14 protein-coding genes are annotated in these 16235 nt (G+C 71.0%); 2 read left to right on the plus strand and 12 right to left on the minus strand.

The features are described from left to right. Positions 1–120: 120 nt before the first annotated feature. The 3 genes from ABR737_RS37425 to ABR737_RS37435 all read right to left on the minus strand — a co-directional run bounded on the left by ABR737_RS37425 (position 121) and on the right by ABR737_RS37435 (position 1708). The gene (locus tag ABR737_RS37425; protein WP_350255610.1) at positions 121–936 is read right to left on the minus strand and encodes a cation:proton antiporter; all 816 of its coding nucleotides are present in this window, start codon (positions 934–936) and stop codon (positions 121–123) included. Continuing rightward, positions 918–1232, minus strand: a complete 315-nt coding sequence (locus ABR737_RS37430) for a hypothetical protein (RefSeq protein ID WP_350255611.1) — start codon at positions 1230–1232, stop codon at positions 918–920. The genes ABR737_RS37425 and ABR737_RS37430 overlap by 19 nt, the downstream gene beginning before the upstream one ends. Before the next feature lie 305 nt (positions 1233–1537). Then, a complete protein-coding gene (locus tag ABR737_RS37435; protein ID WP_350255612.1) occupies positions 1538–1708 on the minus strand; it encodes a hypothetical protein in 171 nt (56 codons plus the stop codon). A 165-nt stretch (positions 1709–1873) separates the two neighbouring features. Between ABR737_RS37435 and ABR737_RS37440 the strand changes: the two genes are divergently transcribed. Continuing rightward, positions 1874–2860: a zinc-binding dehydrogenase gene (locus ABR737_RS37440; RefSeq protein ID WP_350255613.1), complete on the plus strand. Its 987-nt coding sequence runs from the start codon at positions 1874–1876 to the stop codon at positions 2858–2860. Positions 2861–2920: 60 nt separating this feature from the next. Here ABR737_RS37440 and rocD read toward each other — a convergent pair whose 3' ends face one another. The 9 genes from rocD to ABR737_RS37485 form a co-directional block, all read right to left on the minus strand. After that, complete coding sequence (gene rocD / locus ABR737_RS37445) at positions 2921–4165, minus strand: ornithine--oxo-acid transaminase (RefSeq protein WP_502964436.1); 1245 nt, start codon at positions 4163–4165, stop codon at positions 2921–2923. 68 nt (positions 4166–4233) lie between these two features. Further along, the gene (locus ABR737_RS37450) at positions 4234–5394 is read right to left on the minus strand and encodes a M20 metallopeptidase family protein (RefSeq protein WP_350255614.1); all 1161 of its coding nucleotides are present in this window, start codon (positions 5392–5394) and stop codon (positions 4234–4236) included. Then, entirely contained in the window at positions 5391–6539 is a 1149-nt protein-coding gene (locus tag ABR737_RS37455) for an amidohydrolase family protein (RefSeq protein WP_350255615.1), read from the minus strand. Before ABR737_RS37455 ends, ABR737_RS37450 begins: the two co-directional genes overlap by 4 nt. Continuing rightward, on the minus strand, positions 6529–7836 hold the full coding sequence (locus ABR737_RS37460) for a glutamine synthetase family protein (protein ID WP_350255616.1): 1308 nt from the start codon (positions 7834–7836) through the stop codon (positions 6529–6531). The genes ABR737_RS37455 and ABR737_RS37460 overlap by 11 nt, the downstream gene beginning before the upstream one ends. Next, complete coding sequence (locus ABR737_RS37465; RefSeq protein ID WP_350255617.1) at positions 7833–9497, minus strand: APC family permease; 1665 nt, start codon at positions 9495–9497, stop codon at positions 7833–7835. The genes ABR737_RS37460 and ABR737_RS37465 overlap by 4 nt, the downstream gene beginning before the upstream one ends. Next, positions 9418–10350 (minus strand): MurR/RpiR family transcriptional regulator, encoded by a 933-nt coding sequence (locus ABR737_RS37470; protein WP_350255618.1) that lies wholly within the window; start codon positions 10348–10350, stop codon positions 9418–9420. The genes ABR737_RS37465 and ABR737_RS37470 overlap by 80 nt, the downstream gene beginning before the upstream one ends. A gap of 384 nt (positions 10351–10734) precedes the next feature. Continuing rightward, positions 10735–12297 (minus strand): GMC family oxidoreductase, encoded by a 1563-nt coding sequence (locus ABR737_RS37475; RefSeq protein WP_350255619.1) that lies wholly within the window; start codon positions 12295–12297, stop codon positions 10735–10737. A gap of 15 nt (positions 12298–12312) precedes the next feature. After that, on the minus strand, positions 12313–13887 hold the full coding sequence (locus ABR737_RS37480) for an APC family permease (RefSeq protein WP_350255620.1): 1575 nt from the start codon (positions 13885–13887) through the stop codon (positions 12313–12315). After that, entirely contained in the window at positions 13884–15353 is a 1470-nt protein-coding gene (locus ABR737_RS37485; RefSeq protein WP_350255621.1) for an aldehyde dehydrogenase family protein, read from the minus strand. Before ABR737_RS37485 ends, ABR737_RS37480 begins: the two co-directional genes overlap by 4 nt. A 246-nt stretch (positions 15354–15599) precedes the next feature. Here ABR737_RS37485 and ABR737_RS37490 point away from each other — a divergent pair, with 246 nt between their 5' ends. After that, positions 15600–16190, plus strand: a complete 591-nt coding sequence (locus ABR737_RS37490) for a DUF6314 family protein (RefSeq protein ID WP_350255622.1) — start codon at positions 15600–15602, stop codon at positions 16188–16190. Positions 16191–16235: the final 45 nt, after the last annotated feature.

Raw genomic sequence — 16235 nt, forward strand, 5'->3', positions numbered from 1 at the left:
GGTCGTGCAGGGCGGTGTGCGGGCAGGCGCATCCGGTGCCGTTGCGGCGGTCCCGGCCACACCCGGCCAACGAGACCGGCAACCCAACAGTTCTGGATCAGTAACAAGCACGGCCGGCCCTTATCCGGTGGGCGTCGATTTCCGTTCCGCGGGAAGAACAACCGTGTTCGCGGCCGGGGAGGACGGGATATCGGTCGGCCGAGTAAGTGACAACAGGGGGCCGGTCATCGCTGTGGTGACGATCGCCATCACCACCATGAGCGAATACAGTTCGCCGTCGAGGAGTCCGAGTTGGCGGCCGGTGGTGAGAATGATCAATTCGGTCAGCCCGTGGGTGTTCATCAGGGCGCCCATGCCTAACGCCTGCCGGTTTCTCAGACCGGCGAGGCGGGCGCCGAGGAATCCGCCGCCGATCTTGCCGCTGACGGCGACCACCAGGAGCAATACGAGCACGCCGGCCCCGTTCCCGTCGATGCTGGAGAGATCCACCTGTAACCCGGCGACGGCGAAGTAGACGGGAAGCAGCAGGCCGCCGGTCCGCTTGGCGAAGTGGGCGATTTCGGCGCAGCCTTCGGGGTCGTCGCGCGGCAGCAGGAGACCGAACACGAACGCGCCGAAGATGAAGTGCTGGCCGAGGAGTTCGGTGATCCCGCCCGAGGCCAGCGCGCCGACGAAGACCACAACGAACCGGTCCCGATGCGGCTGCCGCGCATTCCACAGCAGGCGGCGCAGCAGCGGGCGGGCCGCGAGCAGCACGATCGCGTACGGGGCGAGGAGCAGCAACCGCCACGGGCTCGCCCCGGAGGGATTGACCACGGTGACAGCGAGGACCAGCAGCGACCAGGCGACCACATCGGCGATCGACGCCGCCGCCAGCGCGAGCGTGCCCAGCCTGGTGTGCTGCATCGCGTGGTCGGTCAGGATCCGGGCCAGCACCGGGAACGCGGTGACCGATAACGCCACGGCGAGGAACAGGACGAACCCCATGGGCTCGCGCGGGTGGTATCGCCCGCGACACCGATGCCGGCCAGCGCGCCCAGCGCCGGCCGCACCTCCGTCGGGATCAGCGTCCTTGCGAGCTCGCCGTGCAGCAGTGTGGGCCCGAGCAGGATGCCGGCGACGATCTCGCCGACCACCGCGGGCTGAGCGAGCCGCATGGCAAGCGCGCCGCACAGCCGGGCCAGCACCACGATCAGGACCACGTCGGCGAACAGCAAGGCGGCTGCGCTCATCGTTCCCTCCCCACCCCGTCGAAGAACTCGGGTGAACAACACGTTGACCTCGCCGGGACGTTCGAGGAACCCGAAGTGCCCGCAGCCACGCAGCCCCGCAGCCCCGTAGTTCCACGAACCGGGCGCGGGGGATCGCGCGGGCGGCCGCGGCGCCCTCGGCGGGCGGCATGATGACGTCCCGGCGAACGAGATCACCAGGGTTGGCACCCGAATGTCGCTCAGCTCGGCCGACCGGTCGTGGCCGGGCCGACCTCCCGCCGGCTCTCTTTCTGCCGCGAAGCCGCCGTTCCGTGCCCCGCCGCGGGTCAGCGCTCTTCGCGGCCGATGCCGAGCGGCTTGGTCACCAGGTAGAGGCCCGACGCGGCGTCGTGGAGGTCGCTCGGGTCGATACGCAGCGGCGCGAGGTTCGAGGGTCCTGCCTCGTCCGCGTCCACCCGCCGCTGTGCCCGTTCCGCCTCCTCGATCAGCTCGGTCATGACCCCGGTACCGTCGGCGCCCCCCGCGTCGCGCAAGTCGCTCAGGCCGGCCACGATCTCGACGAAGGCGGCGTTCGATGTCGATCGAGCCGGACGACTTCCGGACGCTGCGGGCGATGCGGCAGAGGTTCTTCCCCGACCGGACACACCAGGTTTCCTGAACTCGTGGACAGCTATGTGCTGCACGCGGAGCGGCCCGGCGACATGGACAGCCTGGCCGCCTGCCCCCGGCTCCGGCGCGCGCCGGAGCCGGGTGAGGTCGAGATCGAGGTGCGAGCGGCCGGGGTGAACTTCGCCCACGTGCTGGTCGTACTGGGCATGGGCACTGTGTTCGGCGAGAGCGAGGCGCATGAGCTCGGCCTGGACGGGGTGGGCACGGTGGTCCGTGTCGGGTCCGGTGCGCCCGGGTTGCACGTCGGTGACCGGGTGCTCTTCTTCCACGAGGGTGCGTTCGCGTCGCATGTGACGGTGCCGACCGAGCTCGTGGTGGCCGCGCCGGCCGCGCTGTCCGACGCCGAAGCGGCCACCCTGCCCGTGGCCTACCTGACCGCCTGGTATGCGCTCGTCCGGTTGGCCGGGCTCGGTGCCGGGGAGACAGCGCTGATCCAGTCGGCGGCGGGCGGCGTCGGGCTCGCAGCGATGAACGTTGCGCGCTTGTACGGCGCCAGGGTGCTGGCAACGAGCGGGACCGAGCGGAAGCGGCAGTACCTGCGGGAGCTCGGCGTCGAGCACGTGCTGGACTCGAGGTCGGTCGCGTTTGCCGACGGGGTGCGGGAGACCAGCCCGGACGGCGTCGATGTGGTGCTCAACTCGCTGGCCGGCAAGGCGCAGCAGGCCGGGCTCGGCCTGCTGCGCCTGCACGGCCGGTTCGTCGAGATCGGCAAGCGGGATATCTACGGCGGCGGCACGGTCGAGCTGGCACCCTTCCGGCGCAACATCAGCATGCACAGCGTCGATTTGCTGCTGTTGTCGCGGGTGGACCGGCCGCTGGTGCAGGCGCTGCTGGCCGAGCTGTCCCCGTTGTGGGCGGACGGGCGCCTCGAACCGCTGGCGCACGAGGTGTATCCGATGCGGGAGGCACCGACCGCGATCCAGACGCTGACGACCGGGCGGCACGTGGGCAAGGTGATCCTCATTGTGGACGGGCCGTGACGGTGTTCGCGGCCGTCCCTTTCGCTACGGCGGACACCGCCCGCCCCTGCCCACCGGAGCTCAGCCGGCCTCGGCCAGGACTTCGCCGAGCTGATCGCACATCCAGTCCAGTTGGCCGGGCTCGATGACGAGTGGCGGGGCGAAGCGGAGGGTGGAGCCGTGGGTGTCCTTGGCGAGCACGCCGCGGTCCAGGAGGCGTAGACAGGCCTGGCGGCCGGTGGTGAGTGCGGGGTCGAGGTCGATGCCGGCCCACAGGCCGCGGGACCTGACCGCGACGACGCCGCGGCCGGTCAGGTCCTCCAGCCGATCGCGCAGCCGTTCGCCCAATGCGGCTGCCCGGGCCTGGTATTCACCGCTGCGCAGCAGCTCGACCACGGCATGGCCGACGGCGGCGGCGAGTGGGTTGCCACCGAAGGTGGAGCCGTGGCTGCCGGGGCGGATGACGTCGAGGACGTCGTGGCGGGAGACCACGGCGGACACCGGAACGATGCCTCCGCCGAGGGCCTTGCCGAGGATGTAGACGTCGGGGGTGACGTCCTCGGCGTCGCAGGCGAATGTGGTGCCGGTACGGCCGAGGCCGGACTGGATCTCGTCCGCGAGGAACAGCACGTTCTCGCGGCTGCACACGTCCCGGACAGCCTGGAGGTAGCCCGGCGGAGGGATGACCACGCCGGCCTCACCCTGGATGGGTTCGAGGAGCACCGCCACGGTGTTCTCGTCGACCGCCGCTTCCAGCGCCGCGCTGTCACCGTAGGGGACGCTGCGGAAGCCGGGGGTGAAGGGGCCGAAGCCTTCGCGGGCGACGGGGTCGGCGGAGAAGCTGACGATCGTGGTGGTGCGCCCGTGGAAGTTGCCGTCGGCCACGATGATGGTGGCGCGGTCCGGGGCGACGCCCTTGCGCTCACGGCCCCATTTGCGGGCGACCTTGATCGCGGTCTCCACGGCCTCGGCACCGGTGTTCATGGGCAGCACGAGATCCATGCCGGCCAGGTCGGCGAGGTCTCGGCAGAACGGTCCGAGGCGGTCGTTGTGGAACGCCCGGCTGGTCAGGGTGAGGCGGGCCAGCTGCTCCTGGGCCGCGGCGGTCAGCCGGGGGTGGGCATGGCCGAAGTTGAGGGCCGAGTATCCGGCCAGGCAGTCCAGGTAGCGGCGGCCTTCGACATCGGTGACCCAGGCGCCCTGGCCGGAGGCCAGTACCACGGGCAGGGGGGCGTAGTTGCGGGCGGTGGCCGTCTCGGCCAGCGACACATGATGCTGGGTCGTGGAGCCGGGGTGGGGCATGCCGTGCGTTTCTGTGGTGGTCATGAGGCGGTCCTTGGGTGCGAAAGCGGGAAAGGCGCGAAAGGCGTGAAGGGCAGAAGGCGGCGGGGAGTTCAGGTGAGCGGTTCCGCGGCAGCCAGGTAGCCGGCGAGCATGGCGCGGGCGACGTCGCGGATCCGCTCGTCGGGGGGCAGGAACGTGGGCGAGTGCAGTTGCTCGGTGCCCCCGTGGGTGCCGACGAACAGCATCAGCGACGGCAGCTGCGCACAGAAGAAGGAGAAATCGTCGGAGCCGGCGGAGCGCAGGTCGTCACCGGCGCTCAGACCGAGCGTGCCGAGCAGCGGTCTCGTGGCGGCGGTCAGATCCGGGTCGTTGTCGAGCACGGGCTCTCCACGGGTGATGTCCACCTGCGCGGTGCAGCCATGGGTCTGTGCCACCAGTCCGGCGACCTCCGCCAGCCGGGTGTGCAGCATCTCGCGGTCGTCGTTGCCCAGCGCGCGCAATGTGCCGCGGGCTTCGGCGGTGCCGGGGATGACGTTGGCGGCGGTACCGGCCGCGAGGGTGCTGACCGTGAGCACTACGTGGGACATGGGGTCGGTACCGCGGCTGACCAGACTCTGCAGGGCGACGACGATATGGGCCAGGGTGACGACGGGGTCGCGGGTGAGGTGCGGGTAGGCGGCGTGGCCGCTGCGGCCCCGGACCGTGATCGTGAATTCGTCGGCCGAGGCGTTGACGCCGCCGGGGGTGCAGGCGACGGTGCCGGCCGGGAGCAGTGGCTGCACATGCGCTCCGATCACCGCCCGGCACTCCTCCCGGCCGAGGATGCCGTCCTCGACGATGTCCCGGGCGCCGGAAGGGTAGGTCTCCTCCCTCGGTTGCAGGACCGCCAGCAGGGGGGCCGGGCCGCCGGTCCGGTCGACGGCCCGGGCAAGGGCGGTGAGCGCGGCCAGGTGCACGTCGTGGCCGCAGGCGTGCATGAGGCCGGGGTGTTCGGACGTCCATGCCGCGCCGGTCTTCTCCTGTACCGCCAGGGCATCGAGTTCGGCGCGGACGGCAACGGCGGGGCCCGGGCCGCCGATCCGGAGAACGGCACCGGTGTCCGCGACCTTGGTGGTGGAGCCTGCGGGCAGTGCGGCGAGCACGAGGTCGCGGGTGGAGGCTTCGGCGCCGGACAGGCAGGGGCGGGCGTGGATGCGGTGGCGCAGTGCGGCGGCGGCCGGCAGTTCCTCTTCGAGCGCGGCGGCCAGCGCGGTCAGGTGATCGCCGGTCATGCTTGGTCCTCCAGCCGGTAGACGCGGCGGGCGTTGTCGTGGCCGATCATGCGCACCACTTTGAGTGCTTCCTCGACGTCCCACTCCCCGCTCTCGGTCCACGCGGCGAGAGTCCTGGCCATGCCGCGACGCCACAGCAGGGCGCCGAGGTGATGCAGTTCCGGCGGCCCCCAGGCGTCGGAGGAGAAGAGGATCTTGGCGAAGGGGGCGAGTTCCAGCGATTCGGCGATGACGGCGTCGGAGCGTACGCCGGTGTAGTTGATGCCGAGGCCGACGTCGAAGTACACGTGCGGGAACACCTGGGCGAGGTAGCCCGCGTTGCGCTGGAAGGGGTAGCAGTGCAACAGCAGCAGGTCGGTGCCGTGCGGTTCCACGTTCTTGATGAACCGGGTGAGCAACAGCGGGTCGCAGCGGTGGAGTTCGACGTCCGGGTCGCCGTAGCCGGCGTGCAGCTGGATCGGCAGACCGCGGTCGACACCGCACCACAGGGCGAAGCGCAGCAGCACCGGGTGGCTGACGCGGACGGTGCCGGTGGCTTCGCACTCGGCCAGCCAGGCGTCTGCCGCGGCGGTCACCTCGTGGTCGTGGGGGCGGGCGGGGTCGAAGTCGAAGCCGTGGCGGTAGGCGACGATGCTCTTGAGGCCGACCGCGGTGGCCGAGCGGGCGGCCAGGGTTTCCCGGAACCGGTCGGGGAGCTCGGCGGCGGTGACACCGGCGCGCACCACGTCCTCCAGCACGGTTTCCAGGCGCACCACCTCGTCTACGGGGCGCCCGGAGGCGGCCGCCATGCCCTGAGGGCCGAGGATGTCCTCGCCCTTGTAGCCGGTCTCCAGCAGATAGTGGCCGATGCCGGAGGCGTCGAGCAGTCTGCGGTTGACCTCGTCGGTGCCGAGTTCGGTGCGCCGGGCCACGTACGTCTCGGGGTCGGCGTGGGGTTCGAGGCCGAGGACCGGGGCGCACCAGCGGCGGACGGCGAAGCCGATCTGCGAGTCGAACTGGGTCATCCACGGCGGGATCGGGCGGTCGGACTCGGTGAGCATCTGTTCCAGGGCACCGCGGTCGGCGTCGTTGCGGAGGGCGCCGTGGACGTGGTGGTCCACCAGGGGGAGCCGGGCGATTTCTGCGAGGAGCCGTTCAGTAGACATTGCGGACCTTCCGAATGCGTGCCGCGTCGTCCAGGCCGTTGAGCTGGGCGAGCTCGGAGCGTTTGACCGAGAGCTGAGTGGCCAGCAGGCGTGGGTCGAACCAGGACCGGACGACGTGGTCCTTCTCCAGGGCCTCCAGGGCCTCGTCGAGGGTGGCGGGCAGGGGCGGCGCCATCGCGAGCTGGGACCGGTCGGTGTCCTCGGGCCACACGGTGGGCTCGTCGTAGTCCCCGGACAGGCCGGCCAGGCCGGCGCGGACAAGGGCGGCCAGGGCGAGCCAGGGGTTGGCTGTGGCATCGGCGGCACGGTATTCGAGGTTGAACTGCGCGGCCGGGCCGGAGCTGCCGAGTCCGGTGGTGGGGCAGATACGCAGCAGCGCTTCGCGGTTGTGCTCGGCCAGGAACACCCCGCCGGCGCTCCAGCGGTTCGGGGTCAGGCGCAGGAAGGACACCGGGCTCGGTGCGGTCAGGGCCGTGAGGGCCGGGGCATGGGCCAGGACGCCGGCACTGAAGCGGGCACCGAGGGCGGAGAGCCGGCCGGGGCGCTGCGGGTCGTACAGCGCGGGGCGGCCGTCGGCATCGCGCAGACTCAGGTGGATGTGGACGCCGTTGCCCACGCCGTCGGCGTCCAGGAGCGGCGCGAAGGTGACGGGCAGGCCACGGCGGCGTGCCAGGTCGCGGACGAGTTCCTTGAGGAGGACGGCCCGGTCGGCCGCGACCGCGGCAGCGGCGGGGCGCAGGGTGACCTCGAACTGGCCGTCGCCGTACTCCGGAATCCATGTCTCCGGTTCGAGGCCGGCGTGTTCCAGCAGCCGCACCAGGTCGGTTCCGAAGGGTTCGGCCTCCCGGAAGCGCCGCAGCGAGAACGGAGCGCTCGCGGGCAGGCCGTCGAGCACGAACTCGTGCTCGAAGGCGGCGACGACCTCCAGGCCGGTGCGTGCGCGCAGCTCCGCGAGGGTGTCCCGCAGGAAGGTGCGCGGGCAGCAGGCCCAGGGCTCCCCGTCCGGCAGTGTCTGGTCGGCGAGATAGAGCCGCATGCCTGCGGTGGCGCCGTCGGCCGGGATGTCGACGGCGGTGCCGGGGTCGGGGAGCAGTCGCAGATCACCACGGGACCCGAAGACGTTGTCGGGGGCGATCGGGCCGAACGAGGAGATCGCGAGGTTCGCGGGAACCCAGCCGGTGCCGCTGCGCAGGAGGGTGTCGTGTTCGGAAGACGGCACGGCCCGTCCTCGTACCTGGCCGGCCAGGTCGCAGGTGGCGACGAAGGCGGTCGCGTAGTCGTCGGCGCGGGGAGTCATGAGGTCACCTTCATGCTGTCGGCGGCAGGAGGCTCAGGGTTCTGTTCCTGGCGGGGGCCCTGAGACCCGTTCATTTCACTGGTGAGACGGGCGCCGATGCGCCCGGCGAGGGAGGGGGCGAGGAGGACCACGGCGAGTCCTGTCGCGCACCAGGCGGCGGCGATCCAGGGGAAGTAGCTGTAGGGCGCGCCCTGGCCGGTGGACTGTTGGTAGAAGACGAAGCAGAGGTAGCCCAGACCGGCGAGCGGGATGACCAGTTCGCGGCGGGGGATGGCGTTGCGGTGCGAGAGGGTGAAGACGATCACGCCGACACCGGCTACGGCGTACGCCACCAGGACGCAGAGCACGCCGATGGTCGCGTACCAGTAGTAGGTGTCGAAGGCGGTGGTGCCCAGGCCGTACATGACGGCCGTGATCGCGGCGGCCAGGGCCCCGCACAGCCACAAGGCCCTGGTGGGGGCGCCGGTGACCGGCTCGGTGCGGGCGAGCCCGGCCGGACCGAAGCCGTCCCGGGCCAGCGCCGAGACCATGCGGGCCGCGGCGGCGGACGAGGACAGTGCGGCGGCGAAGGCGGAGGCGACCGCGGTGAAGGCGACGACGAGCGAGAACCAGGTGCCGAGGTAGCTGCCGGAGAGCGTCACCAGGGCCGATTCCGCCCCGGCGAACTGCCGCACGCCCTTGTCATCGGTGCCGAACCCTATGGACTGGACGAACATCATCAGGACGTACAGAACACCGGTGAGCAGCACACTGCCCGCCAGGGCGCGCGGGATGTTGCGCCGGGGATCGTCGGTCTCTTCGCCCAGTGACGCGCACGCCTCGAAGCCCGCCCAGGACAGGAAGGCGAAGACGGTTGCCGTCATGATGGCGCCGAAGCTGGCTGTGCCGGGGGTGAAGACCGACAGGTCGAAGGACTGGTGGCGGGGCGCCGAACCGGTGCCGGTACGCCCGATGACGACAAGGGCGAGGACCAGCATGGCCGCGATGCCGAGGCCTTCGGCGATCAGCAGGGTGCGGGCGGTGAGGCGGGTGTCACGGGAGTTGAGCAGGGTGACGCCCAAGGCGGCAACGACCGTGACGACCGCCCATGGGCCGGTGGAGGTCATGCCCAGAGCGTGCAGAAAGGCATGGGCGAAGACCCCGGTCGCGGCGAGCGTGCACACCAGGAAGGCGAGGTAGGTGCCGAGCAGGGCGAACCCGCCGAAGAAGCCGGCGCGGGGCCCGATGGTGGCTCCGGCCAGGGCATAGACGGAGCCGGCGTGGTGGAAGTGCTGGGTCAGCCGCCAGAAGCCGTAGCCCACGAGGCCGACACCGAGCAGGCCGAGCAGGAAGACCAGGGGCACGGCCTTTCCCACGGTGGCCGCGACGCCGGCCCCGTTGAGGCCCATCGCCAGTGTCGGCCCCATGAGGCCGACGGAGAGGGCCAGCGCTTCCCACAGTCGTAGTGTGCGTGAGGTTTGAGGGTGATCGGGCACAACGCGCTCCCGAGCAGAAGGGGGGGCCGCATGGATGTGGCCCGAGACACCCTCATGAAATATTCGTTGCAAGTGGCGCGTCAAGAGTGTCGGTGAAATGAATTTTTCAGGAGGTGCCGGCTTCCCCGGACCACTCCTCCTCCGCGGCCCGCATTCGCTCGTCGGCCGCCGGTCCCAGGCGTGCATGCACGGCGGCAACCAGGGTGTCGACGAGAGCCAGGGGGGCGACGATGCTGTCGAACGGACTGGGTGCCTCGACGCGCGCGGGGAGCACCACATCGGCGAACTCGGCCACCGGTGAGAGCCACGGGTCGGTGAACAGCACCACCTTGGCCCCGCGTTCGTGTGCGTACCGGGCGAGTCGCACGGTGTCCTCCTGGTAGCGGCGGAAGTCGAAGACCACGCACACGTCCCGTCGGCTCAGGTCGAGGCGGAATCCCGCATCGCGCCCCGGCGCCGCGGTGTGCACGAGGGTCCCCGGACGCAGCAGCCGCAGGTGCAGGTCGAGGTACTCGGCCAGGAGCTGCGAAAAACGCCCGCCGAAGCATGCGATCCGCTTGGCGGGGTCGCAGATCAAACCGACCGCCTGATCGAACTCCTGCTCGGGGAGGGCCGTGAACGTCTGGCTCAGCGTCGCGCTGCTCACCTGCTGCGCCGCCTCGACCAGTTCGGAGGTGGGGGAGTCCGCGTCGATCACCGGGGCCAGGGTCAGCGGCGAGGCATGACGCGCCTGTACCTCCTCGCGCAGCGACTGCTGGAAGTGCCGGTAGCCGTCGAAGCCGAGCCGGGCGACGAACCGCACCACGGTGGGTGCACTGACACCGGCCTGGGAGGCGAGCCCCGAGGCGGACTCCAGCCCGGCCGCCGGGTAATTGGCCGTCAGCGCCCGGGCGATCTTCCGCTCGGCAGGAGACAGGCCGCCCTCGAACCGCCGCACCCGCTCGGCCACGGTCGCCCCCGAACCGGCGTCGCGCCCCGCCGGGTCCGAGTCCGTGCCGCCCTCTGTGTGGTTGCTGTGCTCTGCGGCCCGACCAGCCATTCGCGTCCCCTCTCCGACCTGCGTGACGCCACGATCGTGACACAGCCCGGAAATCGGGCGCCGCAGCGGAGCATGGGGGTTCCGGGGCCGGCCTTGCCCTCCGGGGGGCGGCGGAAAAAGTATGGATAACCTGTTCCATCCTCTTCCATCCTCTTTGTCTGGGGGTATCCTGAAATCAGGCCTACGGGGCGAGCGAGGGAGTCCGACCGGACGGGCCTCGGAGAAGGCAGCTCTGGTTGCCGCCGAGGACAGGAAGAATGGCCGGGCTGAGAGGCCGGAAGGTCGTGAGACCGGACGGCGACCCCTAGCACCTGATCCGGACCATGCCGGCGAAGGGAGCCCACCTCGTAGGTCGTCGGTGTGCGTGGAGCCGCGGTGCGTGGATCAGTCGCTGCGCATCAGATCCGCACACTTCTCCCCGATCATCATCGTGGTGATGCAGGGGTTCACGGCCGGCAGGAACGGCATCACCGACGCGTCGGCCACCCGCAGGCCGGTCACGCCCTTGACGCGCAAGTGGGGGTCGAGGGGCGTCGCCTGATCGTCGGGGGCACCCATCTGGACGGTGCACGCGGGGTGGTAGACCGTGTTGTGCGTGGTGCGGAGGTAGTCGAAGAGGTCGGCGTCGGAGTGGGTCGACGGGCCGGGGGCGAGTTCGGTACCGGCCCACTGGACCATGGGCGTCTGGGAGACGATCTCGCGGGCGAGGCGCAGGCCGTGGGTCATGACGCGGATGTCGTGGTCGTGGGTGAAGTACCGCGGGTCGACCTTGGGCTTGTCGCGGAAGTCGCGGGTGCGCAGCCGGACCGTGCCCAGCGAGCGGGCGCGGGTGACGTTCGGGGTGAGGCAGAAGGCGTTCTCCGAGGTGGGGTAGCCGTGGCGGTAGGTGTTCATGTCGAACGGCACCTGGCCGTAGTGGAACATCAGGTCCGGGCGGGCGAGGCCGGGTTCGGTGTTCGTGAAGATGCCGATCTCCCACCACTGGGTGGACGAGTTGACCATGGGCTGCTTGGCGTCCCACATGATCACGCCCTCCGGGTGGTCCTGGAGGGAGGAACCGACGCCGGGGGAGTCGACGATCGGCTCGACACCGGTGGCCCGCAGATGGGTGGCCGGGCCGATACCGGAGAGCATCAGGAGTTTCGGGGAGTCGATGGCGCCGCAGCAGACGACGGTCTCACGGCGGGCGTTGACGGTGCGGGTGTGGATCAGGTCGGGGGCGAGGTAGTCCACGCCGGTGCAGTGCCGGGCGGAGTCGAAGTTCAGGCGCTTGGCCCGGAGACCGGTGCGTATCTCCAGGTTCCGGCGGGTGCCCATGAGGGGGTGGAGGTAGGACACCGAAGCGGAGGAACGGGTGCCGTCCGGGCGGCAGTTGATCTGGAACCAGTTCGCACCCCGGACGACGGTCTGACCGGTGTTGAACGGGGTGGTCGGGATGCCGGCCGCCACGCAGGCCTCCAGGAGCGCCACCCCGCACGGGTCGTGGGGCGGGACGGTGCGCAGGGTGACCGGGCCGCTGCGGCCGTGGTGGTCACCGGGGGCGTCGTTGTTCTCCAGCCGCTGGTAGAGCGGGAAGCAGTCGGCCGCGCTCCAGCCCGTACAGCCCATCGCGGCCCATTCGTCAAGGTCCTCGGCCGGGGCCCAGAAGGCGATACAGGAGTTGTGCGAGGAGCAGCCGCCGAGCACCTTGGCGCGGGCGTGCCGCATGAAGCTGTTGCCGTTCTCCTGCGGCTCGACCGGATAGTCCCAGTCGTATCCGGACTCCAGCAGCCCCATCCAGCGGTCCAGGCGCAGCACGTTCTCGTCACCGACGTCGGAGGGGCCGGCCTCCAGCAGGCAGACGGTGGCCGTCGGGTCCTCGCTGAGCCGGGCCGCCACGACGGCGCCGGCCGTGCCGCCGCCGACCACGACATAGTCGAACTCGTCCACAGGGGCCTCTTGGGGCATCGCGCCGTCTCCTGATCAGGGGGTGGGGGTGCCGCTGCTGCCCGGGGTGCCGCTGTCCGGGGCGACGGCGGCGTGCATGGCCAGGACTCCGGTGCGCTTGCGCTGGACGAACCAGTAGTAGGTGAACCCGCCGATCGCGACGACGCCGATGAACAAGAAGGCGCCCCAGCGCAGGTACCAGTGCTGCGGACCGGTCGCGTTGTAGACCGCGGCGCGTGGCCAGGCGAGGTTGAGGGACATGCCGAAGCCCCAGAGCACGGCGAGGACGTTCACCGGAAGGCCGAACTTGCCCAGGGAGAACTTCCCCTTGGCCGGCGTCCAGTTGCCGCGCAGCCGCTGGAAGAGCATCGGCAGGGTGACCGCCAGGTAGGCCAGGTAGATCATGATGATCGCGATGCTGGTGATCACCGAGAAGATCTGCGGCTGGTTGACGTTGATGAGGAGGATGCCGATCGCCACCAGGCCGATGATCACGGCCGGCAGCACCGGCGTCTGGAAGCGCGGGCTGACCTTGGCGAGCAGCGAGGCGGCCGGGAGGTTGTTGTCCCTGGCCATCGCGAACGCCAGCCGGATGCCCGCGGTGTGCACCGCCAGCTCGCACACGGTGATCGCAATAACCACACACCAGAGCACGATCTGCCCGATGGTCGAGCCGAGCGTGGACAGCACCACGTACTGCAGGCCGTCCACGGACAGCTTCGCGGAGTGCAGATCGGGCACCGAGAGCAGGGCGAAGAGGAGGATCAGACCGCCGATGAGGAAGGACGCGATCAGGGCCCGCAGGATGGCGCGGGGCGCGTTGCGGCCGGGGTCCTTGGACTCCTCACCGAGCGAGGAGGCGGTGTCGAAGCCGTACATGACGTACGCCGAGGCCAGTGCCGCGGTGAGGAACGCACCGAAGTAACCGAGGGTTTGGCCACTGCCCAGACCGAAGGTGTTCAGCACGACGCCGGGTCCGCGGGTGACGTGCGCGGCGAGAAGAATGATCAGAACGACGGCGGCGATCAGCTCGATCGCCACGCCCGCGGAGTTGATCCGCGCCATCAGCTTGACCCCGAAGGCGTTCACCAGGGTGGTGAAGGTGATGAGGATCGTGCCGAGCACCACGGCGTTCTCGGCCGCGGATTTGCCGGTGCCGTCGCCGATGAACTGGAACCACGACGAGATCTGCGGCAGCGTCACCTGGTACGCCAGCGCCACCGCGGACAGCGACACCATGGTGGCGGTCACCATCATCCAGCCGCCGAGCCAGCCGATGTGCGGACCGCCGAGCTTCTTCGACCAGTTGTAGACCGACCCGGCCACCGGGTAGCGGGCGGCCAGCTCGCAGAAGCACAGCGCCACCATCAGCTGCCCGAGGAAGACCATCGGCCAGGACCACCAGTACGCCGGGCCGCCGTGGGCGATACCGAAGTAGAACAGCTGGAAGGTGCCGGTGAGGATGGAGATATAGCTGATGCCGGCGGCGAAGGTGTGGAAGTTGCCCAGGGTGCGCTTGAGTTCCGGCTTGTAGCCGAGTTCGGCCAGGGAATCGTCGTCGTGTGAACCGTCGGCCCGGGTGCCGGGGCGCGGGGACTCGGAGTCGGTCACTCGAACCACCTCTGCGGACGTGGCGCGGTATTGCGCCAGACGTGCTTGGCCTCCTGGTACTCGGCCAGTCCCGCGGGCCCCAGCTCGCGCCCGATGCCCGACTGCTTCATCCCGCCCCACTCGGCCTGCGGCACATAGGGGTGGAAGTCGTTGATCCATACCGTGCCCGCGCGCAGCCGGGCGGCGACCCGGTGCGCACGCCCGCTGTCCTGCGTCCACACCGCCCCGGCCAGCCCGTACACCGTGTCGTTGGCGAGCGAGACCGCCTCGTCCTCGGAACGGAACCGCTCGACGGTCAGCACCGGGCCGAAACTCTCGTCACGCACGACGGACATGTCCGGGGTGCACTCGTCCAGCACGGTCGGCAGGTAGTAGAAGCCGTTGGCCAGCGACGGATCGTCGGGCCGGGAACCGCCGCAGAGCAGTACGGCGCCCTCTTCGAGCCCCGCCGCCACATACGCCTCGATCTTCGCGAGGTGCGCGGCCGAGATCAGCGGGCCGGTCCTGGCATGCTCGTCGAACGGCCCGCCGAGCCGGATCCGCTGGGCGCGGGAGACCAGTTCGTCGACGAACGCATCGTGCAGCTCTTCCTGGACGAGCAGCCGGGCGCCCGCCGAGCAGACCTGCCCGGAGTGCAGGAAGACCGCCATCAGGGCGTAGTCGACGGCGGTGTCGAAATCGGCGTCCGCGAAGACGATGTTGGGGTTCTTGCCGCCCAGCTCCAGGGCGATCTTCTTCACCGTCGGCGCCGCCGCTGCCATGATGCGCCGCCCGGTGAGCAGACCGCCGGTGAACGACACCATGTCCACCCGGGGGTCCTCGGTCAGCGGCGCGCCCACCACCTGGCCGGTGCCCAGCACCAGATTGGCGGCGCCGTCCGGCAGCCCGGCCTCGGCCAGCAGCCGCATGAGGTGGACGGCGGTGTGCGGGGTGAGCTCACTGGGCTTCAGGATGAAGGTGTTGCCCGTAACCAGGGCGGGGGCGACCTTCCAGGCGGTCTGCAGCAGCGGGTAGTTCCACGGGGTGATCAGCGCGCAGACGCCGACCGGCTCGTGCCGCACCGTACTGGCGATCTCCGGGGCGCCGGCGTCCACCACCCGGTCGGTCCCGCCGGCCGCGCCGAGGTTGCCGAAGTAGCGGAAGCAGTTGGCGATGTCGTCCATGTCGTAGGCGCTCTCGACCAGCCGCTTGCCGGTGTCCAGCGACTCGGCCCTGGCCAGCGCGTCCTTGTCGCGCTCCAGCAGCTCGGCGACGCGCAGTACGAGCCGGCCGCGCTCGGCCGCCGGTGTCCGCGGCCAGGGCCCGTCGTCGAAGGCCGTCCGGGCAGCGCCGATCGCCGCCGCCACGTCCTTCGGCCCGCCCTCGTCAACGGTCGCGACCAGCGTGCCGTCCGCCGGGCAGCGGATCTCCCGCACCTGCCCGTCGGCCGCTGCGGTCCACTGACCCCCGATGAACAGCTCCGGCATGGTGGTGCCTCCGGTCTCCGGCTCGTACGAGGCGGCGGCGTCGGCCGCGGCGCCCCGGCCGACGGCGTCGGGCCGACGGGCGGCCCGCCGCGCGGACCTCGGTGACGATCACTGAACCGAGAGTAAGACGGGCGGTGCGGCTCCGCACGGTACGAAGGGCCGGGGGAGAAGGAGCCGGAGGAGAGGGGAACGCCGCCGGGCGGGGCCGACGGGGTGACGCCCGCGGGCGCACGGGAGAATGGGGGGATGGGCAGTGAGCTGGACCGAGGGCAGGGGCAGGAAGCGGCGCGGGCGCCGCGGCCGGGGCGGCCCCCGGAGCCAGAGCCAAAGCGGCACTCGAAGCCGGGGCGGGCCCTGGGGCAGGAGCCTGAACCGGGGCCGGTTGCCGGACCGCATCCGTCCCCGCACCCCGTCCCCGACGCCGCGGCGTACCTCTCCGGCCGCTGGAGCATCGAGCGCACCGTGTGCGACCTGCGGACCGGCGTCGAGGGCAGCTTCCGCGGCACCGCAGAGTTCCGGCCCGACCCGGCGGGGAAGGGCCTGTTGCATAGCGAGGAGGGCCGGCTGCGGTGGGGCGCCGTGGTGCATCCGGCGAGCCGCACCCTGCGACTGCGGCCCCGCCCGGACGGCACCGCCGAGATCGACTTCGCCGACGGCCGGCCCTTTCACGACCTCGACCTCAGGACCGGCCGCTGGCGTGCCGTCCACCCCTGCGCCGAGGACCGCTACGAGGGAACGTTCACCGTCACCGGGGCGGACACCTGGCATCTGGAGTGGCGGGTCGGCGGGCCGGCGAAGGATCAGCTGCTGCGCTCGGCCTACCGGCGGCTGAGGTGAGAGCGACGGGGCAGGGTGCGGACGGCCGCCGGGCGCGGCCGACCG

The organism is Streptomyces sp. Edi2 (assembly GCF_040253635.1).
GTDB lineage: Bacteria > Actinomycetota > Actinomycetes > Streptomycetales > Streptomycetaceae > Streptomyces.